We start from the raw sequence: 24,628 nt of genomic DNA on the forward strand, positions 1-24,628 counted from the left end.
CCGGAGAACACCATGCAACAGGTCGACAAACTCAAGGTGGCCGAGGCGTTTGGCCGGGCCGCCCGTAGCTATGAACGCCACAACGGCCTGCAGCGCCAAAGCGGCGAGGCATTGCTCCCGTGGCTGCCGGCCCGCGCCGGTGTGGGGCTGGATCTGGGCTGCGGCAGCGGCTGGTTTGTACCGGAGCTGGCACGCCGGGCCGAGCGCCTGCTGGCGCTGGATCTGTCGCCGGCCATGCTGCAACAGGCCTGCACCAAGGGCGCGGTGGAGCCCATCTGCGCCGACATGGACCGGCCGCCGCTGCCCGGGCACAGCCTGGACTTTATCTTCGCCAACCTCTGCCTGCAGTGGAGCGCCGACCCCGCCGCCTGGCTTGCCCAGTGGAGCGACCGGCTCAGACCCGGCGGCGTTATGGTGTTTTCCACCCTGCTGGCGGGCAGCCTGCACGAGCTGGAAGCCGCCTGGCGCCAGGTGGACCAGCATGCCCATATCAACCGGTTTATCGAGCCTGAGCCGCTGGCGGCCCACCTGGCCGCCACCGGCCGGCGCTGGCGGCTGGAGCAGGCCGACATCCGCCTGGCCTATCCCGAACTGAAGGGACTGCTGCTGGATCTGAAAGGCATCGGCGCCAACCGCATCAACGACAACCGCCGCCCGGGCCTGCTTGGCCGCGCGGCCTGGCAACGGCTCAATCTGACCTATCCTAAAAATCAACATGGCGACTGTGTGGCCAGCTACCGCCTGGCCTATGGAGTGATATATGGCTAAGACCTTTTTTGTTACCGGCACCGACACCGAAGTGGGCAAGACGTTCGTGACCCGAGCCCTGATGCGGGCCGCCCGGGAAGCGGGCAAGAAAGTCCTGGGTTACAAGCCGGTGGCTTCGGGCTGCGAGCTGGTGGAGGGCGAGCTGAAAAACAGCGATGCCCTGACCCTGCGGGCCGAATCCTCCCTGCTCCTGCCCTATGCCATGCACAACCCCTATGCCTTCGCCCCGGCCATCGCCCCCCATATTGCCGCGCGGGAGGCCAACGAGCCCATCTCCATTGCGCGCATTGGCGAGGGCCTGGCCCGGCTCAAGGAAACTGCCGCCGACTGGATTTTCGCCGAAGGCGCGGGGGGCTGGCGCCTGCCCCTGGACGAGCGGCACTTTTTGTCGGACTGGGCGAAGAAGGAGCACCTGCCGGTGATCCTGGTGGTGGGCGCCCGGCTGGGCTGCATCAACCACGCCCTGCTCACTCTGGAGGCCATCCGTCACGACGGCCTGGTGGTGGCCGGCTGGGTGCTGAACCGGGTGGATCCGCAAATGAGCCACTATAAGGACAACGCCGAGACCCTGAAGGCGATGATCTCGGCCCCCCTGCTGGGCGAACTGCCCTGGCTGCCCGACGACGGCGGCACGGCGGCGGGATTTATTGATCTTGCACCTTTGCTCAAATAATTCATGATGTGCGTCTTGAAATTCATCGCTGCGGACATATTATGTCTGCAGACAACCCCCAAGTAAGGAAAAGGTTATGAAACGCATTCTGCTGTTTATTGCCACCAACCTGGCCGTGGTATTGGTGCTGGGCGTGGTGCTCAACATAGTATTCTCGGTGCTGGGTGTAGACCGTGGCAGTGTGGGCGGACTGCTGGTGTTCTCCGCCGTGTTCGGTTTTGGTGGCGCCACCATTTCCCTGTTTATGTCCAAGTGGATGGCCAAGCGCGCCTACAACGTGCAGGTGATCGACCAGCCCCGCAACGAAGTGGAGCACTGGCTGATGACCACGGTGGCCCGCCAGGCCCAGCAGGCCGGTATCGGTATGCCGGAAGTGGGCATTTACGACGCGCCCGACATGAATGCCTTCGCCACCGGCGCCAGCCGCAACAACTCGCTGGTGGCCGTGTCCACCGGCCTGATGTACGGCATGAGCCGCGACGAAGCCGAGGCCGTGCTGGCCCACGAGGTAAGCCACGTGGCCAACGGCGACATGGTGACCCTGACCCTGATCCAGGGCGTGGTGAACACCTTCGTTATCTTTTTTGCCCGCATTGTGGCCAACCTGATCAGCAGTTTCCTGAGCCGTGGCGAGCAGGAAGAAGGCGGCGGCCTGGGCGGTATTGCCTACTTTGCGGTGGTGATGGTACTGGAGCTGGTGTTCGGCATACTGGCGTCCATCATCGTCATGTGGTTCAGCCGCCAGCGCGAATACCGCGCCGACGAAGGCTCCGCCCGCCTGGTCGGCAAGGACAAGATGATCGCCGCCCTCGAGCGCCTGCGCCGTGGCCCCGAATCCCAGCTGGAAGGCTCGCTGGCCGCCTTCGGCATCAACGGCAAGCGCCACAGCGAGCTGTTTATGAGCCACCCGCCCCTTGAAAAGCGCATCCAGAGCCTGCGCGAATTGCGTTAATCCCCTTTGTAGTTTGGTCTCTATTTCGCCCCGGCATTGCCGGGGCTTTTTTTATGTCCGAAGCGGTGGTGAGAAGGACGCGAGAGAATAACCCTGGGGCGCGGGCGGCCCGCCCGCCTTTTTACGCGACGCAACGCTGTGCCCCTGCCAATTCAATAATGAAACGGATTTCTCCGGGGTCGCTTATTTTTGATAGGGATCAAAGGCCGGCCACCCAGCCCAGTTAGTGATTGATATTGAATTCGGGTTATGGCTTTAATGACAAAAAACAAAAAAGCACGGACGCCATGATAAAAACCGAACCCCAACGCCGTTACTGGCTGATGGAGCTGATCGCCTACTGGGAAGGGCGGCTTACCGCCAACCATTTGCAGCAGTTCTTTGGCCTGAGCCGGCAGCAGGCCAGCAAGGACATCAACCAGTATCTGCAGGATAATCCCGGGCAGTTTTATTACTGTTCCTCACGCAAAGGGCATTTGCCCAGCCCTGCCTTCAAACCCGGTTTTATTTCCGGCGACGTAACCGAATACCTCAACTGGATGAGTGGCCAGCGCGCCCATACCATGCCTGTTGAGCCCGGCTATCGGCTGGAGCACGCCATTCTGGCGCCGCCACCGCGCAACGTCAGCCCCAGGGTAATACGGCCACTGGTGCATGCCCTGCGCCATCACTACCGGCTGGAGGTGGACTACGGCGCCGTCAGCAAGCCGGACCGGGATGGCCGCATCATAGTGCCGATCCGCTTCGTTAACACCGGCCGGCGCTGGCACCTGCGCGCCTGGTGCGAAAAGGCCCGGGGCTACCGGGATTTTGTGCTGAGCCGCTTTCACGGCGAGCCGACGCCGGAAGGCCCACAACGCTCGCCCCTGCCCGACGACTCCGCCTGGAGCACCACACTTACCCTGATACTCAAACCCGATCCCCGCCTCAGCCCCGAGCAGCAAGCCGCCCTGGCCTACGACTACGACATGACAAACGGCGAACTGCACCTGCCCACCCGCGCCGCCCTGGCCCAGTACCTGCTCAACGAAATGCAGGTGAGCGTGAAAATGCTCGACGGCAACCCCGCCGCCCAGCAACTGATCCTGGCCAACCACGACGAGGTTAAGCCGTGGCTGTTCTGACCTGTAAACCCAGGCGACATGTGTTTTTGCACAGCATTGGCGGGGGAGGGGATGTGGGCAAGAGTAGAGGCAGAACAAGAAAAAGGAGCAAGGGATGAGAGCCAGTTATTTCCGGTATTGGGGCAAGGCGAGGAAAGACGATCAGCAGCCTGGAGAGGACTACCATCTGCTGCCGTATCATTGTTTGGATGTGGCAGCCTGTGGTTGGGTGTTGTTATCGGATGATTATCCTTGGGTAAAGACGCTGGCAGAAGAACTGGGGGTGACGCCGGATCAACTGCGCCGTATCTTTATTTTTTTCCTCTGTTTGCACGATATCGGCAAATTTGCCCGAACATTTCAGGGGCAGGTAACAGGGCTGTCGTTGGCATTGGTGGCGGCAATCAAGGGAATGGTCTATAACGAGCGACACGACTCACTGGGTTTCTGGCTATGGAGGGATGCTGAGAAGTTGCATACAGCCTTTGCCGAGTTTTTTGGACTAACTCCTCAGCAAGTCAGGGTAAATGCTCAACTGCGTATCTGGTTTGAAGTCACCACTGGGCATCATGGCCAACCGCCTAAACTGAAGAGTCAGCTGCTTTCCGAACATTTTGACCGTTCTGACATAGAAGCTGCTTGTGACTTTGTACGCGAAATGTTGGCCATGTGGCTACAGCCTGAGGATATTCACATTCTGCAAGATAAAGAGCTGATACAGAAGCTTAAAGCCAGATCCTGGACTCTCGCCGGACTGGCGGTGCTGGCAGACTGGCAAGGTTCGAATCAAACCTATTTCCGTTATTGCGCAAAGGCTATGCCCTTGTTGGAATATTGGAAAACCTACGCTTTGCCCAGAGCCCGAAAGGCTGTGCAGCACGCGAGTATCATGCCCCATCAGGCCATGCCTTTTGGCACTCTTCAGCAGTTATTTCCCTTTATCCAGCAACCAACTCCGTTGCAATGTTATGCCATTGAGCAACCTATCCTGAATGAACCGCAGTTGTTTATCCTGGAAGATGTAACGGGGGCGGGTAAAACCGAAGCCGCTATGGTGCTGATACACCGCCTGATGGCTCAGGGGTTGGCTGATGGCCTTTATGTGGGCTTGCCGACCATGGCCACAGCCAACGCCATGTATCTGCGTATGGCGGAGTGTTATCAGCATTTATACCAGCCGGGCCAACCGGTTTCGCTGGTCTTGGCTCATGGTGCTCGCCACCTTTCAGAGGCTTTCCTGCAGTCCGTAGCTGATCAGCCAAAAGATCACTGCTACCACAAAGAGGAACTCAGTGCTTCGGCTTATTGCAATAGCTGGATTGCCGACAGCCGGAAAAAGGCACTGTTGGCGGATATCGGCGTCGGAACCATCGATCAGGCCCTACAGGGGATTTTGCCTTCCCGCCACCAGTCATTGCGCCTGTTAGGGTTGGGGCGGAAGGTGTTGCTGGTGGATGAAGTGCATGCTTATGACCCTTATATGCGCACCTTGCTGGCCTGCCTGTTGGAGATGCACGCCCGGCAGGGTGGCTGTGCCATTCTGCTCTCTGCCACCTTGCCACAGCAGATGAAAGAGCAGTTGATGGCCGCTTATGCCCAGGGCCGAGGGCTGGTGGCTCCAATATTGAATAAAAATGATTATCCCTTGGCAACACATTTCCCAATACTGGCAACTCATGCCGAGACTCATGTGCCGACCCGTATGGAGGTGCAGCGCAAGGTGAGGGTGCAACGTGTCTCGGATAGCGAACAGGCTTATGCTCTGATCCGAAAGGCTGTGAAAGAAGAGCGCTGTGTATGCTGGATTCGTAATACCGTTGACGATGCTCGCCACAGTTACGATATCCTGTGCCAAAAATTGCGTGCTGTGACGCCAAATGTTCACCTCTTCCATAGCCGTTTTGCCATGGTGGATCGCCAGAAAATTGAAGGTGAGGTGCTCGAGTGGTTTGGCAAAAAAAGTGGTCACCAGCAGCGAAAAGGACGAGTACTGGTCAGTACCCAGGTAGTGGAACAATCTTTGGACTTGGATTTTGATGTATTGATCACCGATCTGGCGCCCATTGACCTTCTGCTGCAACGGGCAGGACGACTGCATCGCCATGTGCGTGATGTTACCGGGAATATCTTGTCGCAAGGCAGTAAAGAGCAACGCCCGCCGGCTACCCTTTATGTCTTGTCACCTGAGCCAACCGAGGAGGCCGATGACCAGTGGCTGGCAACCCTAAGCGGTACCCTGGCGGTTTATCGAGATATGGGGCAACTCTGGCGTTCAGCAAAAGTGCTGCTTGAGTGCGGCGGTTATGCCATGCCGGAAGATGCCCGCAACCTGATTGAAGCTGTTTACTCACCTGATACACCTCTGATAACACCAACAAAGCTGGAGGAACTATCCTTTGAGGCTGATGGAAAACGTCGGGCCGAAGCAAGCATGGCTAATTTTAACAAGCTCGAGCTGGCTGCCGGGTATAGTCAGAAAAGCAGCGATGCGGGCTGGAGCGAGGAAGTCAATATCCCCACCCGCTTGAGTGATAAAACCGTCTCTGTGGTACTGGTAAAACCCGCGACTGATGGCGGTTGGCAGCCCTATGCGGAGCATCCCCGTTTTGGCTGGGATTTAAGTACCCTGCAGATGCGAGAGACATTATGGCAGGAGGCAGACAAGGCCATATCGCCATCACTTAAGGAGCAAATGGAGCAGCTGCGCGCTCGTATCCCTGCTTTGAAATGGCATGCTTTGTTTCCGCTGGTTGGTGATCTTTCTGATTTTTATCATTCCGAGCGTGGCTGGTTAGGGAATAAAGGAGAAGCACAATGAATCTAATGAATGACCCATGGATACCCGCCATTCGCCAGGATGGCAGTTACTGCCGTATCGCGCCCTGGCAGATTGCCGAGCGGGATAATCCCGTGATGGAGTTGGCGGCACCCAGGCCAGATTTTCAGGGGGCGCTGTATCAGTTCCTGATTGGGCTCCTACAAACAGTCATAGCGCCAGAAGGTGAAGATGAATGGGCTGATCTCTTCGAAAATCCTATTTCAAAAGAAAAAATAAAATATGTTTTCTCCAAATATGCATCTGCGATGGAGTTATTTTCTGATAAAGGTAAGCCAGCATTTTTACAGGATTTAGATGTTGAAGTGAATATTAAATCTTTGAGTTCGGTTGCATCTTTACTCATTGATAACAATGAGGTTTTCTTTAATCATCCGTTGGAAGATGCAGTGTTTTGCCCAGCTTGTTCCGCCCAAGCAATATTTACCTTGCAATCATATGCTCCTCCTGGAGGAAGTGGGCATATGACATCAGTAAGAGATAACGGACCCATTACTACGTTGTTGAAAATGAGTAAGGAAGGGGCAACTCTCTGGAAGAACTTATGGCTTAATGTATTAAGTAAAGATGAACTTAGATGTTCTAGTTATGATTTATTAACAGAAGATACATTTCCTTGGCTAGGGAAAACAAGAACCTCAGAGTCTTGCACAACTAAGAAATGCCCAGATGGTTGTGAAAGATGCTCTACTTTCCCTGAATTGAACAACAAGTTGCAGCAGTTTTGGGGAATGCCTAAAAGAATAAGGTTGATTATGTCTTATGGTGAAACCAAGTGCTCTTGTTGTGGTTGTTTAACAAATACTTGGTGTTCAAAAGTATTTGTAAAAAATAAAGGGATTAGGTATATCGGTGGATGGAGACACTCACTTACTCCCTATTCAGTTGATAAAAAGCATGAAAAATTACCGCGAGCTTTATCTGGGCGGGCGGTAGGTCGAGGGTGTTATAAAAATTGGTTGGGTTTGTTGCTGGAAGATGAGGGGAGTAGGGTAAGTTGCTCAAAAAATATCGAGTCATACTATTCGATAAAGCAACATTATATAGAAGAAAGGCATTCATCGAACCTTAGAGTCTGGGTTTTTGGGTTTGATATTGTCGCTGGGCAAGCGAAATCTAAATGTTGGTATGATCATGATTTTCCAATTTTTTCTTTGCAGCCACAGCAGATTGTAAAAGTGAAAGCCTGGACACAATATATGTTGATGGCAGCTAAAGATAGTGCGGATATTCTGCGAAAACATGTCAAAGAAGCTTGGTGTAAAGAACCTGATAAGGTAAAGGGTGATATCGGTTTTATTGACACCGAGTTTTGGCAGTCAACCGAGGCGGATTTTTATAAGCAACTACACGTTTTGGTAACGGCGTCGATGACGGTAGAACTGGCCCCTTCCACTGTGTATGCCAAATGGTTGAAAACCCTTTGTTCTTCAGTGGAGCAGCTGTTCGATCAGTTTGCTTTGCAGAGCAGTGTAGAAGACCTAGATTTACGTCGGGTGATCATAGCAAGGGCAAACCTGATAAGTAAATTTCATACTCTAAAATCCATCAAACTGTTGAAAGAAAAAGGCCTGCTAACCAAGGGGGTGACTCATGGCTGAGCCATTGTCTATTGAATCAAAGCATTACCTACACGGTGTCGACCCAAAAGATCTGATCAAGTGGTGGGCCAGTCTGGATGATAATCGAGGTGTTAGAGCTCGGTTGCGTCGAGTGGACCGGCCTGATGATGCTTTACTAACAGATAGCTTTTTCCAGTTTCTGTCTTATATGCCGCTACGTTGGTCGGAGCCCAATCATCTTTACGCCAGTGTAATGGTTGCAACCATTCTGGCACAAGTAACTCACCCTATTCAGGGCTACCAGAGTTTTGCCGGGCAGTTGGGGTCAGGAGAGAACGGTCAGCCGGTGATGAGCGAGTTACGCTTTAAGCAACTGATTAAAAGCCGGACTCCGGAGGAATTCTTCCGTCGGTTGTTAAGAGCTGTTCGCCTACTGGACGGAGCTGTAAATATTGTATCCCTGACTGAAGGCATCCTGCAGTGGTACGACGAATACACCAAGGGGCCAGACCGCAATCCGGTCAACCGCCTGAGTGTGAAGTGGGCCAGGGACTACTACCTGCCCAGACCAAAAAAAGCCGGTTACAATTTATCCAATTCCTAACCTGATATGTAAAAGGAGTAATCCTATGAGCCGTTTTATCCAGATCCATCTGTTGACCGCCTATCCACCCGCCAACCTGAACCGCGATGATCAAGGCCGTCCAAAAACTGCTAAAGTGGGCGGGGTAGACCGTTTACGAGTATCATCGCAGAGCTTAAAACGTCACTGGCGAACTTCGGAGATCTTTGAACAATCAATGTCTGGTTATATGGGTAAAAGAACAAAATTGTTTGGTGTTAGTGTGTTTCTGTATTTCATGAAGAACGGCAAATCGTTCAAAAAATCTCTTGAGTGGACAAAGGAGATTGTTAATCAATTTGGTAAGCTGGAGTCACCTTTTGATTTGAAGAAGAAATCCGATAAAGACAAAACTATGCTTTCAGCTAGGCTAAAGAAGAAATGGGTTTCTTGGGATAAGGAATGTGTTGTAGTACATAATCTTTCTTTTGAAGACTTGAATGAGCTTGTTGCAGTTGAACTGGCTCAGTTAGTATTCATCTCTCCGTTGGAGGAAAGCCTTGTTTTTGCTCTAGCGGAAAAATTAGTTTCAGGTGGGGAGATAGAAAAAGGTGACCTAGATTTACTAAGAGCTAAAACGAACGCCGTAGATATAGCTCTTTTCGGACGGATGCTGGCAGATACATCCTCTAAAAATATAGAGGCTGCTTGTCAGGTTGCCCATGCCATTTCTGTTCATCCGGTGGTGATCGAAGATGATTACTTTACTGCTGTGGACGATCTAAGTGATAGAAATATTGACTCTGGTTCTGCTCATATCGGTGAAACCGGCTTCGCCGCAGGGCTGTTTTACTCCTACCTCTGTATTAACCGAGAACAGTTGAGTGATAACCTTAATGGCGATGTGGAACTGGCGGACAAAGCTATCGCTGCCCTGATTGAAGCTGCTGTTAAAGTACCACCTTCAGGGAAACAAAACAGCTTTGCCCATCAGGGTTATGCCAGTTATGTCTTGGCGGAAGTTGGCAATCAACAACCTCGCTCTTTATCAGTGGCTTACCTCAGGCCCATCGAAGTACGGGGGATAGTGGATGAGGATTACCTGACCCAGGCAATGGCCGCCATTCGAGCCCAGCGGGATGGTTTTGACCAGGTCTATGGTCCCTGCGCCGATCGTCATTATGAACTCAGTGTTAATGAGGGAAAGGGTAATCTGGTGGAAATGCTGGCATTTATCAAAGATGTCAGCCATTGACAGGGAGGTCGTATGGACTATCTGCTGTTTCGTCTTTACGGGCCGATGGCCAGCTGGGGAGATATCGCGGTGGGTGAATCACGCCATAGCCTCTCAGGACCGACTAAAACCGCCATTATGGGGCTGGTGGTGGCGGCTTTAGGAATTCGCCGTGAAGAAGAGGCCACGCATTTGGCCTTTAATCGTCACTATAGCATGGCGACAGCGGTGTGGAGCAAAGGGCAATTGCTGCGTGATTACCACACCGTCCAAGCGCCGGATTCGGTGGGCAAGTTCCGCTACCGTACGCGTCGCGATGAGTTAACGGTTGGCCGTGACCGTCTGGGGACGGTTCTCTCTAGCCGGGAATATCGTACTGATGCGCTGGCTTGGGTTGCCCTCAAGGCCGATGAAGCCGCACCTTTCACCCTGGAGCAATTGGCAAGCGCCTTGAACTCTCCCAAGTTTGTGTTGTACCTGGGGCGTAAATCCTGTCCGCTGGCAGCACCATTGGCACCAACCGTTACCCAAGCCAATGGGTTCTATCAAGCATTCAGGGGTTATGCGGCAGGGAGATTATTCTTTGCTGACCCGCATTGGAGAGACCAAGAAGATAAAGATAGTCGCTATCTACCGCTTGGACATGGGGTTGAATATTTCTGGGAAGGTGAGTTTCAGGAGTTTGCAGCGGACGATGAACTGGATGCGTCATCAGTTATCACCCTCACTCAACATGACCAGTTACTTTCGCGTCTGCGGTGGCAATTTTCCCCGCGGAAGGTTCATCGTTTTTACTCCATGGAGGGCTAGTAAATGTACTTATCACGCATTACCCTCAAGCCGGATATCGGTGTCAATACTCAGTTAGGGCAGCTTTTGCTTAAGCGTACCTATGGTACTCACCAGTTGTTGTGGGACTTATTTGACCAGCCTAAACGAGACTTTCTCTACCGGGAGGAAGTTTCCAAAGAGCAGTTAAGTCACCCTGGGGCTAAGGGTGAGCCAGTGTATTATCTGCTTTCCCCTCACCAACCCAAAGCCCAGACGCCACTTTTCAATGTGCAGTGCAAACCATTTAAACCGGACTTTGCCGCAGGGCAGCAGCTATCATTTCGGTTGCGTGCTAATCCCGTAGTCACTCGCAATAAAAAGCGTCATGACCTGGCCATGGACGAACAACTGACGTTTTATCGTCACCTGTGCGGAGAGCTGCATTTACCGCAGTCGGGTAAGAAATCGGAGTTAAGAACTCGCCTGTTGCAAGGCAACTATACCGTTCAACTCAATGATTGGCTCTGCAGCTATCTGAGCCAGACACGCTATTTCGCCGAGGTCTACCGGTGCCATGAGGTATGTGAGTTGCTCGACTTGGCAGTTCAGGAAGCGGTTAGTCGCCGTCTGATCACTTGGCTGACTCAGAGCCAATCACGAGAAGGGATATTTTCCCTGACAACGTATCAAGTTGAGGATGAAAACAGCGGAGAGGTGCGCAAAGTCCCTGCCTTTGAATGGCATGGTTACCGTGCCCATCCCTTACCGGAAAAGCGAGATAAAGCTCGCTTCCTGTCAGTGGATATGTCGGGGGAGTTGGTCATTCACGATTCAGCACGTTTCCTTGATATGTTAGGTAAAGGTATTGGTCCAGCAAAAGGCTTTGGCTGTGGGTTGATGCTGGTCAAGCCAGTGGCGTACTGAGTCTGCTGGTATCAAGGAGCACCCTATGCCTTTTATTCCCCTAAAGCCCATACCACTCAAAGACAGGGTATCCATGATCTTTTTGCAGTATGGGCAAATCGATGTGCTCGACGGTGCCTTTGTGCTGATCGACAAGAGCGGTGTGCGTACTCATATTCCCGTGGGCTCGGTAGCTTGCATCATGCTGGAGCCCGGTACCCGGGTATCCCACGCCGCCGCTAAATTGGCGGCGACCGTGGGCACCTTGCTGGTATGGGTGGGAGAGGCGGGCGTCAGACTCTACGCCAGTGGCCAGCCGGGAGGGGCCCGTTCCGACAAGCTGCTCTATCAGGCCAAGCTGGCACTGGATGAAGAGCTGCGTCTAAAGGTGGTACGCAAGATGTTCGAGCTGCGCTTTGGCGAAGAAGCGCCAAGTCGCCGTTCGGTAGATCAGCTAAGAGGGATTGAAGGCAGTCGGGTACGGGCCACTTACGCCATGCTGGCCAAGCAGTATGGGGTGAAGTGGAACGGTCGGCGCTACGATCCCAAGGACTGGGCCAAAGGGGATAAGGTCAACCAGTGCATCAGCGCCGCTACCGCCTGTCTCTATGGCATTACCGAGGCAGCCATTCTGGCGGCGGGATATGCGCCTGCCATCGGTTTTATCCACACCGGCAAGCCCCTGTCCTTTGTTTACGATATCGCCGACATTATCAAGTTCGAGACCGTCGTTCCCAAGGCCTTTGAAATAGCGCGTAAACACCCGGCTGAGCCCGATCGGGAAGTACGTGTTGCCTGCCGGGACATTTTTCGTAGCAGTAATACCCTGGCGAAGCTGATCCCCCTTGTTGAAGAGGTTCTGGCCGCAGGGGGTATCGAGCCGCCACCGCCGCCAAAGGATGCTCAGCCCATCGCCATCCCGGAACCCAAGCCCCTGGGCGAAGACGGACACAGGAGCGGCTGACAATGAGCATGCTGGTGGTTGTGACCGAAAATGTACCGCCCCGCCTGAGAGGACGCCTGGCGGTGTGGCTGCTGGAAGTGAGGGCCGGGGTTTATGTGGGCGATGTATCCAAGCGTATCAGGGAGATGATTTGGGAGCAGAGCACCGAATTGGCCGAGCAGGGCAATGTGGTGATGGCTTGGGCGACCAATACCGAGTCGGGCTTTGAGTTCCAAACCCATGGCAAAAACCGGCGTATGCCGGTGGACTTGGATGGCCTGCGGTTGGTCTCATTCTATCCTATTGAAAATCAATGAGTTAGTGATCTTTAACAAAGCGGAATTATTGGTGGCTTTTTCTTTCCTGGAAAAAGCCAACTAAATCAGTTATATACATTTAGTCCGTTCCCCGCAGGCGCGGGGATAAACCGATCATCGTGCCCACCAGCCGGGAGCCGAACTGCCGTTCCCCGCAGGCGCGGGGATAAACCGTTCAGCGTCGGCAAGGTCTTTGCCAAAACCTCCCCGTTCCCCGCAGGCGCGGGGATAAACCGAAATACGAGAGTATTTTCTAAATAGAATTTTGCCGTTCCCCGCAGGCGCGGGGATAAACCGTAGGAATCCCCCCGACCCTCGCCACCCTCGAACCGTTCCCCGCAGGCGCGGGGATAAACCGGGTTATCGCATGATCATGGATAACCCGGCCACCCGTTCCCCGCAGGCGCGGGGATAAACCGTGGGAGCCAAAGACCCCACATGAGGCGCCCCCCCGTTCCCCGCAGGCGCGGGGATAAACCGTACTCCAGCGAGCGCCGGGCGCTATCCTCCGTCCGTTCCCCGCAGGCGCGGGGATAAACCGTCAATCTCGTGCCAGGTGGCGTGCAGCAGCTCCCGTTCCCCGCAGGCGCGGGGATAAACCGTGATTAGGCCGGACGGCTGGCGGGCGCACCCGCCGTTCCCCGCAGGCGCGGGGATAAACCGTATAACTCGATTCGCCTCCTTTCCGTTAACAACCGTTCCCCGCAGGCGCGGGGATAAACCGGCTTACTAAAAAAGGACCCCCATGGCCATCGACCGTTCCCCGCAGGCGCGGGGATAAACCGCCCCAGCCCTCGGCCGGCACGGTGAAATAGGGCCGTTCCCCGCAGGCGCGGGGATAAACCGCGTTAGAGGTGTATTATCTCTCCGGCGTAATGCCGTTCCCCGCAGGCGCGGGGATAAACCGCGCCTTTCCCATGGCAAATACGCCATATCGTCCCGTTCCCCGCAGGCGCGGGGATAAACCGGTGGCGTAAGGCGCGGGTAGGTTCTCGGGGTCCCGTTCCCCGCAGGCGCGGGGATAAACCGGCATTTAACGGATCTTCGAACTGGCATATATACCGTTCCCCGCAGGCGCGGGGATAAACCGCGCCCAATACCTACTGGCGGGATCTGTGCTTCCCGTTCCCCGCAGGCGCGGGGATAAACCGTGATGCCAAAACGATATCAGGTTGGGTAGGCTCCGTTCCCCGCAGGCGCGGGGATAAACCGTGCAGTATCACTGAACTCTGCACACGACCCGACCGTTCCCCGCAGGCGCGGGGATAAACCGGCTTCAACATCCGGATTGCCGGCAATATAGGGCCGTTCCCCGCAGGCGCGGGGATAAACCGTTACGCCCCGGGACTGTATCATGCCGGACTGGCCGTTCCCCGCAGGCGCGGGGATAAACCGTTCAGCATGAGCAGAGCCAGTTACTACGGCAGCCGTTCCCCGCAGGCGCGGGGATAAACCGAACAACGGCAACGTCGCCATTGCGAGAAAGCTCCGTTCCCCGCAGGCGCGGGGATAAACCGGTTACAATCAGGGTATTCGGATTCAATTATTTCCGTTCCCCGCAGGCGCGGGGATAAACCGCCTGCCGCTCAGGGTTCACTGAGCAAGGTTGGCCGTTCCCCGCAGGCGCGGGGATAAACCGGGCTGCACCCCTTGGGGGCTACTCCGTGCTGTCCGTTCCCCGCAGGCGCGGGGATAAACCGGTGTTTTCGGCAAAATATACACTCTGCTCATGCCGTTCCCCGCAGGCGCGGGGATAAACCGGCGCCTACCTTGGCCCGCCACTGGGCCGAACCCCGTTCCCCGCAGGCGCGGGGATAAACCGGCAAACTCATCAAAATGCTGACCGGCAAACAACCGTTCCCCGCAGGCGCGGGGATAAACCGCCCGTCAGGAGGCCGACAAGAACGCGCGGCTGCCGTTCCCCGCAGGCGCGGGGATAAACCGGTCTAATAGTTGATCAACCAGACCAATCACGTCCGTTCCCCGCAGGCGCGGGGATAAACCGGCTGGCACGGCTTGAACCTTGTTTCTTTGATGCCGTTCCCCGCAGGCGCGGGGATAAACCGGTTCGGGATTCAGTGACACCCGAACTTCACCGCCGTTCCCCGCAGGCGCGGGGATAAACCGTAAAGAGGTACAGCCACCCGCTCAGCGCTCCGCCGTTCCCCGCAGGCGCGGGGATAAACCGCAGGCCAATAACCGTGACACGAATAGCAATGGCCGTTCCCCGCAGGCGCGGGGATAAACCGCGACTCATTCAGATAATCCGCCTGACCCTGCGCCGTTCCCCGCAGGCGCGGGGATAAACCGCAGAAACTGAATTGTTAATGGAATCATTTGTACCGTTCCCCGCAGGCGCGGGGATAAACCGTAGGTTATCAGCAGGGAGGCGCCGTAACCCAGCCGTTCCCCGCAGGCGCGGGGATAAACCGCGCACCTCGATGTACTCAACGCCACCGCTGGTCCGTTCCCCGCAGGCGCGGGGATAAACCGGTACTGGTGGACCTGATCAGCGGGCTGATACTCCGTTCCCCGCAGGCGCGGGGATAAACCGCATACCCACCTCGGAACAACCGGGGAATGGGGCCGTTCCCCGCAGGCGCGGGGATAAACCGGCCATCGGCGCCTGCAGCTACGGGATCGAGTCCCGTTCCCCGCAGGCGCGGGGATAAACCGGGTCCGCGCGACGGGGACCAGACGTTTATCTACCGTTCCCCGCAGGCGCGGGGATAAACCGGGTTGTGGCTGGTAATACTCTTACTCCGTTCACCGTTCCCCGCAGGCGCGGGGATAAACCGTATTTGAGGCCCGGCGCAAAGCCGACGGTATACCGTTCCCCGCAGGCGCGGGGATAAACCGGTACGGGCCAGATCGGCCATGGTGCCGAAGGTCCGTTCCCCGCAGGCGCGGGGATAAACCGGCGCTGCGGTGGACGGTAGACGCCGTCAGCCGCCGTTCCCCGCAGGCGCGGGGATAAACCGTCGGTGGAAGACGCCGCCCGCCGTTTCGAGCGCCGTTCCCCGCAGGCGCGGGGATAAACCGGCCGGGCAGGTGCGGCAGCACCTCAAGATCAACCGTTCCCCGCAGGCGCGGGGATAAACCGTTGAGCCCCCGCCAGTGGTGCTTTTCCAGCACCCGTTCCCCGCAGGCGCGGGGATAAACCGCGCCACCTGGGCCAGAATGCTGGCCTCATGGGCCGTTCCCCGCAGGCGCGGGGATAAACCGGTGCGCGAACTGTCGGTGGTGCTCGATGAAGCCCGTTCCCCGCAGGCGCGGGGATAAACCGAATATAATTCAACCTTTAGTTGAATGCAAACTCCGTTCCCCGCAGGCGCGGGGATAAACCGGAGTACGTTTTCGATGCCGCATCAACCGCCAGCCGTTCCCCGCAGGCGCGGGGATAAACCGCTGTGGCATCTCAGGTGCAGCAGGACGCTGACCCGTTCCCCGCAGGCGCGGGGATAAACCGTTCACCGAGATCGCCAACCACGCCTGGGAGGTCCGTTCCCCGCAGGCGCGGGGATAAACCGGCCAGAGCAGATACAGTGTCCGCAACCGAGACCCGTTCCCCGCAGGCGCGGGGATAAACCGCGCGCCAGCCGCCGGTGCCGCCGTACTGCCAGCCGTTCCCCGCAGGCGCGGGGATAAACCGTTACCTCCTGTTTATCGGTCAGCTCCAGGCCACCGTTCCCCGCAGGCGCGGGGATAAACCGGGTAATACTGCGGCATGATTGATAATCCAAATCCGTTCCCCGCAGGCGCGGGGATAAACCGCAGTCGGCAGGTCCGTCGTAATCGATCACCGACCGTTCCCCGCAGGCGCGGGGATAAACCGTGATCTATCGCCAGGCGGTGTTCGCCCGCGCCCCGTTCCCCGCAGGCGCGGGGATAAACCGCTCCCCGGATATTGCCAGCGAGCCATAACGGTCCGTTCCCCGCAGGCGCGGGGATAAACCGCATTTCCATTAATCTACTTGTGCACATGAGTACCCGTTCCCCGCAGGCGCGGGGATAAACCGGTAATGAGTTGCTGAATGTAGCGGTATTCGTCCCGTTCCCCGCAGGCGCGGGGATAAACCGAAATGAAAATCAACTATCGCAAAAACATCGACCCGTTCCCCGCAGGCGCGGGGATAAACCGCTGATAAAAAACATAGCCAGCACCAGCCAGACCCGTTCCCCGCAGGCGCGGGGATAAACCGTCCTTCACGATCTGCGTCCAGGTGGTAAACGGCCGTTCCCCGCAGGCGCGGGGATAAACCGGAATTGGCTTACATGGTGGAGCTTCACCAGCGCCGTTCCCCGCAGGCGCGGGGATAAACCGGGCTGCCGGTTCTCTTGGGGGCTCGTTCACCGCCGTTCCCCGCAGGCGCGGGGATAAACCGGACAATTTATTCGACCAACTGACGGTGGTGACCCGTTCCCCGCAGGCGCGGGGATAAACCGAACATGAAACCATAACAGGGGTTAATGAAAATCCGTTCCCCGCAGGCGCGGGGATAAACCGCAACGCCGCCCTAACGTGTCTGTCACAGTGGTCCGTTCCCCGCAGGCGCGGGGATAAACCGCATGGCCGAAATGGCTTCCCGCATGACATCAACCGTTCCCCGCAGGCGCGGGGATAAACCGGAAGTAGTCACAACCCCGTCACCCTGGAGTTCCCGTTCCCCGCAGGCGCGGGGATAAACCGTAATGGTGAAATTTCATCCACTGGGCACAGCACCGTTCCCCGCAGGCGCGGGGATAAACCGTCCGGCAGGATCCATTATCACCTGCTGGTGCACCGTTCCCCGCAGGCGCGGGGATAAACCGTCACAGACTCCCCCCTCGGAATCAGGTCAAAACCGTTCCCCGCAGGCGCGGGGATAAACCGCACTGGGCTTGTTACCACGATTGAATCTCAAACCGTTCCCCGCAGGCGCGGGGATAAACCGATAGGCCCGTTCATCGTCGGGACGCTCCGCCACCGTTCCCCGCAGGCGCGGGGATAAACCGCGGGGGCAGTAGTCCCGTACTCTGAACCCATGCCGTTCCCCGCAGGCGCGGGGATAAACCGCGGCTATGTTGGAGCTAGTGGAGAAGATAGAACCGTTCCCCGCAGGCGCGGGGATAAACCGGTGGAGGTGTTTGGCGTCAAGCTGCAGATCACCCGTTCCCCGCAGGCGCGGGGATAAACCGGTCAACGAGCAGTTTATCCCCGAGCTGGAGATCCGTTCCCCGCAGGCGCGGGGATAAACCGCCACCGTCAGCAATGACGGCTTCTGGCCGGATCCGTTCCCCGCAGGCGCGGGGATAAACCGCAGGCCATTCTGGCGCTCAGCCCCCAGCCCTTCCGTTCCCCGCAGGCGCGGGGATAAACCGGCCCAATTGGGATTGGGCAGCGTACAAAACTACCGTTCCCCGCAGGCGCGGGGATAAACCGGGAAATGTTTGATACCATCCGCGCCGGGAGTCCCGTTCCCCGCAGGCGCGGGGATAAACCGCGCAATCAGCACATCGCGCCGGGGGATGGCCTCCGTTCCCCGCAGGCGCGGGGATAAACCGATCGACCTGGCCTGGCTGGGGGCCGATGTGGCCCGTTCCCCGCAGGCGCGGGGATAAACCGCCAGTACAGCGTGGATCTGGATGCCGGCATCGCCGTTCCCCGCAGGCGCGGGGATAAACCGCAGGATATTACGGCCATTCACCACGGGGGAAACCGTTCCCCGCAGGCGCGGGGATAAACCGACGAATCGCTCTAGTAATCTTGTCTCTTTTGGCCGTTCCCCGCAGGCGCGGGGATAAACCGTTTCCTTTGATGATATAATATTAGGGGCATGACCGTTCCCCGCAGGCGCGGGGATAAACCGAAAAATGCAGGGATATTTTGATGGATTTATGACCGTTCCCCGCAGGCGCGGGGATAAACCGGGACAGGCCTCGGCGCTTCCTTTCCTTCCCCACCGTTCCCCGCAGGCGCGGGGATAAACCGCGGTACTCAGTTGCCAAAATTGCTTACCATGCCCGTTCCCCGCAGGCGCGGGGATAAACCGTTACAACTTGACCATCGACTTCGCAACTAATACCGTTCCCCGCAGGCGCGGGGATAAACCGCGGATGCTTTGCGGATACACCGGTATGCTGCTCCGTTCCCCGCAGGCGCGGGGATAAACCGCGCACGACGCCAACCGCCAGGCGCTGGCCCAGCCGTTCCCCGCAGGCGCGGGGATAAACCGCATATCGACACCAAGGGTTACAGTTACCCGGCCCGTTCCCCGCAGGCGCGGGGATAAACCGGGTGTTCCACTGCTTGCGCAGCTTGGACGGGCCCGTTCCCCGCAGGCGCGGGGATAAACCGCGATGATCTTGGTGGATCAGCTGAGAAGCAAACCGTTCCCCGCAGGCGCGGGGATAAACCGATCTGGTCAGACAGGATCTGCCGGTGCAGTTCCCGTTCCCCGCAGGCGCGGGGATAAACCGTATGCCAGCGCTGCCGCCATTCGCCGGGATGTCCGTTCCCCGCAGGCGCGGGGATAAACCGGCGTCGGCATAGAGCCGGAACAGGGAGGCGGCCCGTTCCCCGCAGGCGCGGGGATAAACCGCTGATATGTTGACCGGGCGGCCTTATTCTCGACCGTTCCCCGCAGGCGCGGGGATAAACCGAACAGCACTCCGCACCAATCCGCCGTTCATTACCGTTCCCCGCAGGCGCGGGGATAAACCGGACCCAGCCGTTCGCGAGCGGGTGATCCAGTACCGTTCCCCGCAGGCGCGGGGATAAACCGAAAAAGTGCTGGCCGGCATGTTGGCCCTGCAGCCGTTCCCCGCAGGCGCGGGGATAAACCGCTGCTGGAATTCCGCGAACGTGGCGGGACTGACCGTTCCCCGCAGGCGCGGGGATAAACCGGCTGCTCAATGAGCAGCCTAAGCCGCTGGGTACCGTTCCCCGCAGGCGCGGGGATAAACCGCGTCTTCGCAGTCTTCCACCCAACAACACAAACCGTTCCCCGCAGGCGCGGGGATAAACCGACCTGTTAGCCGTCAGCGTGTTGCTGTTGCGCCCGTTCCCCGCAGGCGCGGGGATAAACCGGTTCACGTCGCTTATATTTTGGTTTTTATTCTCCGTTCCCCGCAGGCGCGGGGATAAACCGACTTTGCTTTTATACATTGTCGGCAGCATGGTCCGTTCCCCGCAGGCGCGGGGATAAACCGTCTGCGGCCCTCGCTGGGCCTACCATCACCGACCGTTCCCCGCAGGCGCGGGGATAAACCGGAGCCGACATGGCCTACACCGAAACCGAGCTGCCGTTCCCCGCAGGCGCGGGGATAAACCGGCGTCTGCTGCTGTGTATTTTTGGGCTCCGTTTCCGTTCCCCGCAGGCGCGGGGATAAACCGCCTCAAGATGCCCTTGCGCCGGGTTTCTATGACCGTTCCCCGCAGGCGCGGGGATAAACCGCTTGTATATGGCCTTGGCGGTGTCGATGGTCACCGTTCCCCGCAGGCGCGGGGATAAACCGTGCTACACTTGCACGAAATCGCGTTGGGCGAACCGTTCCCCGCAGGCGCGGGGATAAACCGAAGGCTAAAAAAAAGACCGAACAGATGGTCGGCCGTTCCCCGCAGGCGCGGGGATAAACCGATAGACGCCCAAAAGGTTACAATCAGGGTATTCCGTTCCCCGCAGGCGCGGGGATAAACCGATTATCAAGACGATTTATTCGACTAGGATTGCCCGTTCCCCGCAGGCGCGGGGATAAACCGTGAGGATCGCACCATGTATCAGTTTCAAATCACCGTTCCCCGCAGGCGCGGGGATAAACCGTTTCCGACCCATTGGTCCCTCGTGTGCGGTGTCCGTTCCCCGCAGGCGCGGGGATAAACCGCTTTATGGCTTGGCGCTACGCAGGGAGCAACACCGTTCCCCGCAGGCGCGGGGATAAACCGCTATGGTTCTGGGGGATCTGCACTGCGAGAAACCGTTCCCCGCAGGCGCGGGGATAAACCGTTAAGTCATACCCTGGAATTCTTCATGTTCAACCGTTCCCCGCAGGCGCGGGGATAAACCTCGCTGACGGCTGCCGCTTCCGCGTTGGTGTCCCCGTTCCCCGCAGGCGCGGGGATAAACCGCTATTGAGACAGACGGCAAGGCTATGACTTTGCCGTTCCCCGCAGGCGCGGGGATAAACCGAGGATTACGCGATGATTGAACAACGATCCCCCCCGTTCCCCGCAGGCGCGGGGATAAACCGTTTCAATGCACCGTGCAGTTTCACCGTCATCCCCGTTCCCCGCAGGCGCGGGGATAAACCGGAGCGACGCAAACCGCTGCCCAGCTCGACCGGCCGTTCCCCGCAGGCGCGGGGATAAACCGAGCAGATCGAGCCGAACAAGCGCTACCACGGCCCGTTCCCCGCAGGCGCGGGGATAAACCGCCTACTTGAATCGCGCCTTTCAGATTGGCGGTCCGTTCCCCGCAGGCGCGGGGATAAACCGGGCATTTTGCCCTGCCCGGTCGCGCAACTTAACCGTTCCCCGCAGGCGCGGGGATAAACCGTCGTTGTGCTCGCCCTTCTTCTGTGCTGTATCCCGTTCCCCGCAGGCGCGGGGATAAACCGGAGCTTGCACTGGTGCTGACTGATGGGGTTGCCCGTTCCCCGCAGGCGCGGGGATAAACCGGGTACTGACGGAGTGGTCAGGTCGGTTAACCTCCGTTCCCCGCAGGCGCGGGGATAAACCGATTGGTGATTCTATGTTCTGTGGTCATTGTGGCCGTTCCCCGCAGGCGCGGGGATAAACCGGCATTTCCTCCGGTGTTATCAGTCATCATCCACCCGTTCCCCGCAGGCGCGGGGATAAAGGATGGGGTATTCCCGTTCCATGGCGTCCTGTCACCCGTTCCCCGCAGGCGCGGGGATAAACCGATTATCGAGATGGCCCCAGCGACTGGGATTGCCCGTTCCCCGCAGGCGCGGGGATAAACCGCGTTCCATCATCGCCATCGAGCGCATGATCGACTGTTCCCCGCAGGCGCGGGGATAAACCGTTTCCCTGGCTAATGATGAAAAGGGATATGCCCCGTTCCCCGCAGGCGCGGGGATAAACCGAGAGGATCTTGTTGCTGGATCTTTCCGGTGTACCGTTCCCCGCAGGCGCGGGGATAAACCGTGTTTAGTTGCCCGTCTGGCCGTTACGGTCGACCGTTCCCCGCAGGCGCGGGGATAAACCGCGCGATCCTTGTTCACGATTACACCATCAGCCCCGTTCCCCGCAGGCGCGGGGATAAACCGGTGATGAATCGCGCCGTTGAGGGTCTGGACGTCCGTTCCCCGCAGGCGCGGGGATAAACCGCGAGAGGTGAGGCTGTGAGTGGGTTATATGTTCCGTTCCCCGCAGGCGCGGGGATAAACCGAGGCAGCTAAAAAGCAGCTTGCGGCTGTTGAGCCGTTCCCCGCAGGCGCGGGGATAAACCGGTCGAGGTCATGCTCGGCCCGGCAGAGCTGGACCGTTCCCCGCAGGCGCGGGGATAAACCGGATTAGATTGAGGTTTTCGGCGCCGACGGTGACCGTTCCCCGCAGGCGCGGGGATGAACTAATCCCTATTGTCACACCGTCAGTCAGGCCGGGATTAAGCCCCTTCGCTGCACTACCCTTAATAAGCAGTCAACCACTGGAGGAGAGAGTTATGCGAGCTTTGTTTTCTATGCTGTTGGCCGGGGTGTTGATGCTGGGCAGTGGCGGTGTGCTGGCCAGCAGTTGTCCGGCGCACATGGCGGCCATCGACGCCCGGCTGGCGGAAAACCCCGTTTTGTCGGAGGAAGAAGCGGCCCGGGTGGCCGAACTCAGGGCCGAGGGGGAGGCCAGGCATCTGGCCGGTGATCACGCGGAGTCCATGCGCCTGCTGGCGGAAGCCGAGAAAATCCTGGGCATTTGAGCCGGACCGGCTCATGATGGCCCCGCCGGGTTGCCGGCGGGGCTTTTTTCTGGACGAGGGAGGTTGGGTGAACGCGCAAGTGGCGTGGCCGGCGATCATTGAATTTGCCGGCGGGCAGGGGTATGCCTGGGTGGCGGATAATGCCTCGCTGGCGGCTTATGGGCCGCACGAGGGGGACGGCCTTATCGATAGCCGGGGGCGGATGCATGTTTTGTCGCAGCGGCCGTCGGGCGGGCTGTACTGGTGCCCGCAGCCGGGGTTAGTATGCCTGGCGCAACTGAACGAGGGGCTGCGGCACTTTGCGGCCGGGCTGGGTATTTGCTGTCTTCCCAAGCTGAACGTGCGTTCGGCGCCGGAGGCCGTGGCGCTGGTCGCCTGGCTCGAACGGCAGTGATGGTTAACAAGGTCAACATGAGTAAATATCTGTTTTTGTGGTGCCTGCCCTGGCTGCTGCTGCTCAAGGCGTGCAGTTCCGATCCGGTGCCCGATCAGCCCGCGCCCGCGGGGTATCAGGCCGAGGGCAAGGCCTCGTTTTACGGCAGCCGCCATCATGGCCGGCAAACCGCCAACGGCGAGCGGTTCGATAAACATGCCCTCACCGCCGCCCACAAGACGTTGCCTTTCGGCAGCCGGGTGCGGGTCATCAATCTCGCCAACCAGCGTGCGGTGGTGGTGCGCATCAATGATCGCGGGCCCTATGCCCGGGGCCGCATCATCGATTTGTCCGAGCAGGCAGCCCGGGAGCTTGGCATGATCCGCGACGGTGTGGTGATGGTGCGCCTGGAGTTGTTGTCAGCACCGTAAGTGCCTGGTAAGGCACCGGCGCCGGCCAGTCCTGCGGCTGTGCCGGCAGCGGGTGGCCGCCTGCCAGCAGGCGGGCGGCATTGATCCAGCCGGCATGTCCCACCGCCAGCACAGGTCCGGGCGGGCGGGTGCCCAGCCAGTGCCCAACCCGGGCGAACAGCCGTTCCAGGCTTTCGCCGCCGCCCGGGGCATGGCGGGCGAAATTGGCGCACCAGGCGTCCAGCTCGGCCAGGGGGATGTCACACCAGGGGCGGCCGTCCCAATGGCCAAAGTCCACTTCCGCCAGGTCCGGCTCCACCCGGCACAACCAGCCTTGTCGGCGCAGCAATTCGCCGACCTCGCGCGAGCGGGCAAGGGGGCTGACATGGATTTCCCTGGGCAGCCGGTGGCGGCGGGCAAAGCGTGCTATGCGCCCGGCCAGGCGGCGCAGCCTGCGCGGGTCCACGGTGGCGTCGGTACGGCCCAGGCAGCGTCCCTCTATGCGCTTTGGCCTGGGGTGGCGCCAGATATAAAGGCTCACAGCGGCCACTGGGCGGCCAGTCCGGCGTAGATGGCCAGTTCGCTCAGTTGCTGGGTGGCGCCCAGGCCGTCGCCGGTATAGCCGCCGAGCCGGCGGCGCAGCAGTTGTTGCTGGTAACGAACCACGGCCAGCGCCAGCACCAGGGCGAGCAGCCACTGCAGCGGATGGAAGCCGGACCACAGTATCGCCAGGGGCGGCAATAACCAGAGTCCGGCCACCATGCCCTGGCCGGATGTGAGCTGCTGGGCCATGGGCTTGGCCTTGGCATGGTCCGGGTCGCCGCCATAGGGCAGCAGGGCCAGCAGGCTGATGCAGGCCAGGCGGGAGGCGCCGTGGCCGATCACCAGAGCGGCCACGGCCTGGGGCAGGGGCAGGCCGGCCAGCAGTGCGATTTTCAGCAACAGCGCCAGCACCAGGCCCAGGGTGCCGAAGGTGCCCAGCCGCGAGTCCTTCATGATTTCCAGCGTTCTCTCCCGGGTCAGGCCGCCGCCGAGGCCATCGCAGGTGTCCGCCAGGCCGTCTTCGTGAAAGGCGCCGGTCAGGCGCACACCGGCGGCGGTGCTGGCCACGGCCGCCACCAGCGGGCCAAAGAGCAGGCTGGCCAGCCAGTAAACGGCGGCGCACAGCAGGCCCACCAGCAGGCCCACTGCCGGAAAATGGCGGCTGCTCTGGTGCAGCCAGTCGGGCTGGTAGTGGCGGAGGGCGGGCACCGGCAGCCGGGTCAGAAACTGGATGGCCACCAGCAACAGGCGCAGTTCATGAGCCATGG

At 58.6% G+C, this 24,628-nt stretch carries 17 protein-coding genes and 1 CRISPR repeat array; of the genes, 15 read left to right on the top strand and 2 right to left on the bottom strand.

Annotated features, from left to right (window positions below; all coding sequences use genetic code 11):
* Positions 1 to 12: 12 nt before the first annotated feature.
* The 15 genes from C7I36_RS03350 to C7I36_RS03420 all read left to right on the top strand — a co-directional run bounded on the left by C7I36_RS03350 (position 13) and on the right by C7I36_RS03420 (position 23,339).
* On the top strand, positions 13 to 768 hold the full coding sequence (locus C7I36_RS03350; RefSeq protein WP_106452313.1) for a methyltransferase domain-containing protein: 756 nt from the start codon (positions 13 to 15) through the stop codon (positions 766 to 768).
* Positions 761 to 1,441 (top strand): dethiobiotin synthase, encoded by a 681-nt coding sequence (gene bioD / locus C7I36_RS03355; protein WP_106452314.1) that lies wholly within the window; start codon positions 761 to 763, stop codon positions 1,439 to 1,441. Before C7I36_RS03350 ends, bioD begins: the two co-directional genes overlap by 8 nt.
* A 76-nt stretch (positions 1,442 to 1,517) precedes the next feature.
* Positions 1,518 to 2,393, top strand: a complete 876-nt coding sequence (gene htpX, locus C7I36_RS03360; RefSeq protein ID WP_106452315.1) for a protease HtpX — start codon at positions 1,518 to 1,520, stop codon at positions 2,391 to 2,393.
* Between the two features lie 287 nt (positions 2,394 to 2,680).
* Positions 2,681 to 3,517: a helix-turn-helix transcriptional regulator gene (locus C7I36_RS03365; protein ID WP_106452316.1), complete on the top strand. Its 837-nt coding sequence runs from the start codon at positions 2,681 to 2,683 to the stop codon at positions 3,515 to 3,517.
* Between the two features lie 94 nt (positions 3,518 to 3,611).
* On the top strand, positions 3,612 to 6,314 hold the full coding sequence (locus C7I36_RS03370) for a CRISPR-associated helicase/endonuclease Cas3 (protein WP_106452317.1): 2,703 nt from the start codon (positions 3,612 to 3,614) through the stop codon (positions 6,312 to 6,314).
* Positions 6,311 to 7,933: a type I-E CRISPR-associated protein Cse1/CasA gene (casA, locus tag C7I36_RS03375; RefSeq protein ID WP_106452318.1), complete on the top strand. Its 1,623-nt coding sequence runs from the start codon at positions 6,311 to 6,313 to the stop codon at positions 7,931 to 7,933. The genes C7I36_RS03370 and casA overlap by 4 nt, the downstream gene beginning before the upstream one ends.
* Positions 7,926 to 8,498 (top strand): type I-E CRISPR-associated protein Cse2/CasB, encoded by a 573-nt coding sequence (casB, locus tag C7I36_RS03380; protein ID WP_106452319.1) that lies wholly within the window; start codon positions 7,926 to 7,928, stop codon positions 8,496 to 8,498. Before casA ends, casB begins: the two co-directional genes overlap by 8 nt.
* 25 nt (positions 8,499 to 8,523) lie before the next feature.
* The gene (gene cas7e / locus C7I36_RS03385; RefSeq protein ID WP_106452320.1) at positions 8,524 to 9,711 is read left to right on the top strand and encodes a type I-E CRISPR-associated protein Cas7/Cse4/CasC; all 1,188 of its coding nucleotides are present in this window, start codon (positions 8,524 to 8,526) and stop codon (positions 9,709 to 9,711) included.
* Positions 9,712 to 9,723: 12 nt separating this feature from the next.
* A complete protein-coding gene (gene cas5e, locus C7I36_RS03390) occupies positions 9,724 to 10,500 on the top strand; it encodes a type I-E CRISPR-associated protein Cas5/CasD (RefSeq protein ID WP_106452321.1) in 777 nt (258 codons plus the stop codon).
* A 3-nt stretch (positions 10,501 to 10,503) separates the two neighbouring features.
* Positions 10,504 to 11,385: a type I-E CRISPR-associated protein Cas6/Cse3/CasE gene (gene cas6e / locus C7I36_RS03395; protein ID WP_106452322.1), complete on the top strand. Its 882-nt coding sequence runs from the start codon at positions 10,504 to 10,506 to the stop codon at positions 11,383 to 11,385.
* A gap of 25 nt (positions 11,386 to 11,410) precedes the next feature.
* Positions 11,411 to 12,328, top strand: a complete 918-nt coding sequence (gene cas1e, locus C7I36_RS03400) for a type I-E CRISPR-associated endonuclease Cas1e (protein ID WP_106452323.1) — start codon at positions 11,411 to 11,413, stop codon at positions 12,326 to 12,328.
* A 2-nt stretch (positions 12,329 to 12,330) separates the two neighbouring features.
* Positions 12,331 to 12,624: a type I-E CRISPR-associated endoribonuclease Cas2e gene (gene cas2e / locus C7I36_RS03405; protein ID WP_106452324.1), complete on the top strand. Its 294-nt coding sequence runs from the start codon at positions 12,331 to 12,333 to the stop codon at positions 12,622 to 12,624.
* An 84-nt stretch (positions 12,625 to 12,708) separates the two neighbouring features.
* Positions 12,709 to 22,196: a CRISPR direct-repeat array (repeat unit 29 nt; unit sequence CCGTTCCCCGCAGGCGCGGGGATAAACCG).
* Between the two features lie 90 nt (positions 22,197 to 22,286).
* Positions 22,287 to 22,535: a hypothetical protein gene (locus C7I36_RS03410; protein WP_106452325.1), complete on the top strand. Its 249-nt coding sequence runs from the start codon at positions 22,287 to 22,289 to the stop codon at positions 22,533 to 22,535.
* 67 nt (positions 22,536 to 22,602) lie between these two features.
* Complete coding sequence (locus tag C7I36_RS03415) at positions 22,603 to 22,929, top strand: DUF4144 domain-containing protein (RefSeq protein ID WP_245880021.1); 327 nt, start codon at positions 22,603 to 22,605, stop codon at positions 22,927 to 22,929.
* Between the two features lie 17 nt (positions 22,930 to 22,946).
* Positions 22,947 to 23,339 carry a septal ring lytic transglycosylase RlpA family protein gene (locus C7I36_RS03420; protein ID WP_106452376.1) on the top strand — a complete coding sequence of 131 codons (393 nt, stop codon included), beginning with the start codon at positions 22,947 to 22,949 and terminating at the stop codon, positions 23,337 to 23,339.
* Here C7I36_RS03420 and C7I36_RS03425 read toward each other — a convergent pair.
* Both C7I36_RS03425 and cobS read right to left on the bottom strand, forming a co-directional pair.
* Positions 23,248 to 23,859 carry a histidine phosphatase family protein gene (locus tag C7I36_RS03425; RefSeq protein ID WP_106452377.1) on the bottom strand — a complete coding sequence of 204 codons (612 nt, stop codon included), beginning with the start codon at positions 23,857 to 23,859 and terminating at the stop codon, positions 23,248 to 23,250. The two genes, C7I36_RS03420 and C7I36_RS03425, sit on opposite strands and share 92 nt — an antisense overlap.
* Positions 23,856 to 24,626, bottom strand: coding sequence for an adenosylcobinamide-GDP ribazoletransferase (cobS, locus tag C7I36_RS03430; RefSeq protein ID WP_106452326.1), 771 nt, complete (start codon positions 24,624 to 24,626; stop codon positions 23,856 to 23,858). Before cobS ends, C7I36_RS03425 begins: the two co-directional genes overlap by 4 nt.
* Between the last annotated feature and the right edge of the window lie 2 nt (positions 24,627 to 24,628).

The organism is Zobellella taiwanensis, assembly GCF_003012795.1.
GTDB lineage: Bacteria > Pseudomonadota > Gammaproteobacteria > Enterobacterales > Aeromonadaceae > Oceanimonas > Oceanimonas taiwanensis.

Excerpts from the sequence above, each read along its gene's own strand:
- C7I36_RS03370 (WP_106452317.1), top strand. The coding sequence starts at position 3,612 with ATGAGAGCCAGTTATTTCCGGTATTGGGGCAAGGCGAGGAAAGACGAT.
- C7I36_RS03350 (WP_106452313.1), top strand. The coding sequence starts at position 13 with ATGCAACAGGTCGACAAACTCAAGGTGGCCGAGGCGTTTGGCCGGGCC.
- cobS (WP_106452326.1), bottom strand. The coding sequence starts at position 24,626 with ATGGCTCATGAACTGCGCCTGTTGCTGGTGGCCATCCAGTTTCTGACC.
- cas6e (WP_106452322.1), top strand. The coding sequence starts at position 10,504 with ATGTACTTATCACGCATTACCCTCAAGCCGGATATCGGTGTCAATACT.
- htpX (WP_106452315.1), top strand. The coding sequence starts at position 1,518 with ATGAAACGCATTCTGCTGTTTATTGCCACCAACCTGGCCGTGGTATTG.
- cas1e (WP_106452323.1), top strand. The coding sequence starts at position 11,411 with ATGCCTTTTATTCCCCTAAAGCCCATACCACTCAAAGACAGGGTATCC.
- bioD (WP_106452314.1), top strand. The coding sequence starts at position 761 with ATGGCTAAGACCTTTTTTGTTACCGGCACCGACACCGAAGTGGGCAAG.
- C7I36_RS03365 (WP_106452316.1), top strand. The coding sequence starts at position 2,681 with ATGATAAAAACCGAACCCCAACGCCGTTACTGGCTGATGGAGCTGATC.
- cas2e (WP_106452324.1), top strand. The coding sequence starts at position 12,331 with ATGAGCATGCTGGTGGTTGTGACCGAAAATGTACCGCCCCGCCTGAGA.
- cas5e (WP_106452321.1), top strand. The coding sequence starts at position 9,724 with ATGGACTATCTGCTGTTTCGTCTTTACGGGCCGATGGCCAGCTGGGGA.
- casA (WP_106452318.1), top strand. The coding sequence starts at position 6,311 with ATGAATCTAATGAATGACCCATGGATACCCGCCATTCGCCAGGATGGC.
- casB (WP_106452319.1), top strand. The coding sequence starts at position 7,926 with ATGGCTGAGCCATTGTCTATTGAATCAAAGCATTACCTACACGGTGTC.
- C7I36_RS03410 (WP_106452325.1), top strand. The coding sequence starts at position 22,287 with ATGCGAGCTTTGTTTTCTATGCTGTTGGCCGGGGTGTTGATGCTGGGC.
- cas7e (WP_106452320.1), top strand. The coding sequence starts at position 8,524 with ATGAGCCGTTTTATCCAGATCCATCTGTTGACCGCCTATCCACCCGCC.
- C7I36_RS03420 (WP_106452376.1), top strand. The coding sequence starts at position 22,947 with ATGAGTAAATATCTGTTTTTGTGGTGCCTGCCCTGGCTGCTGCTGCTC.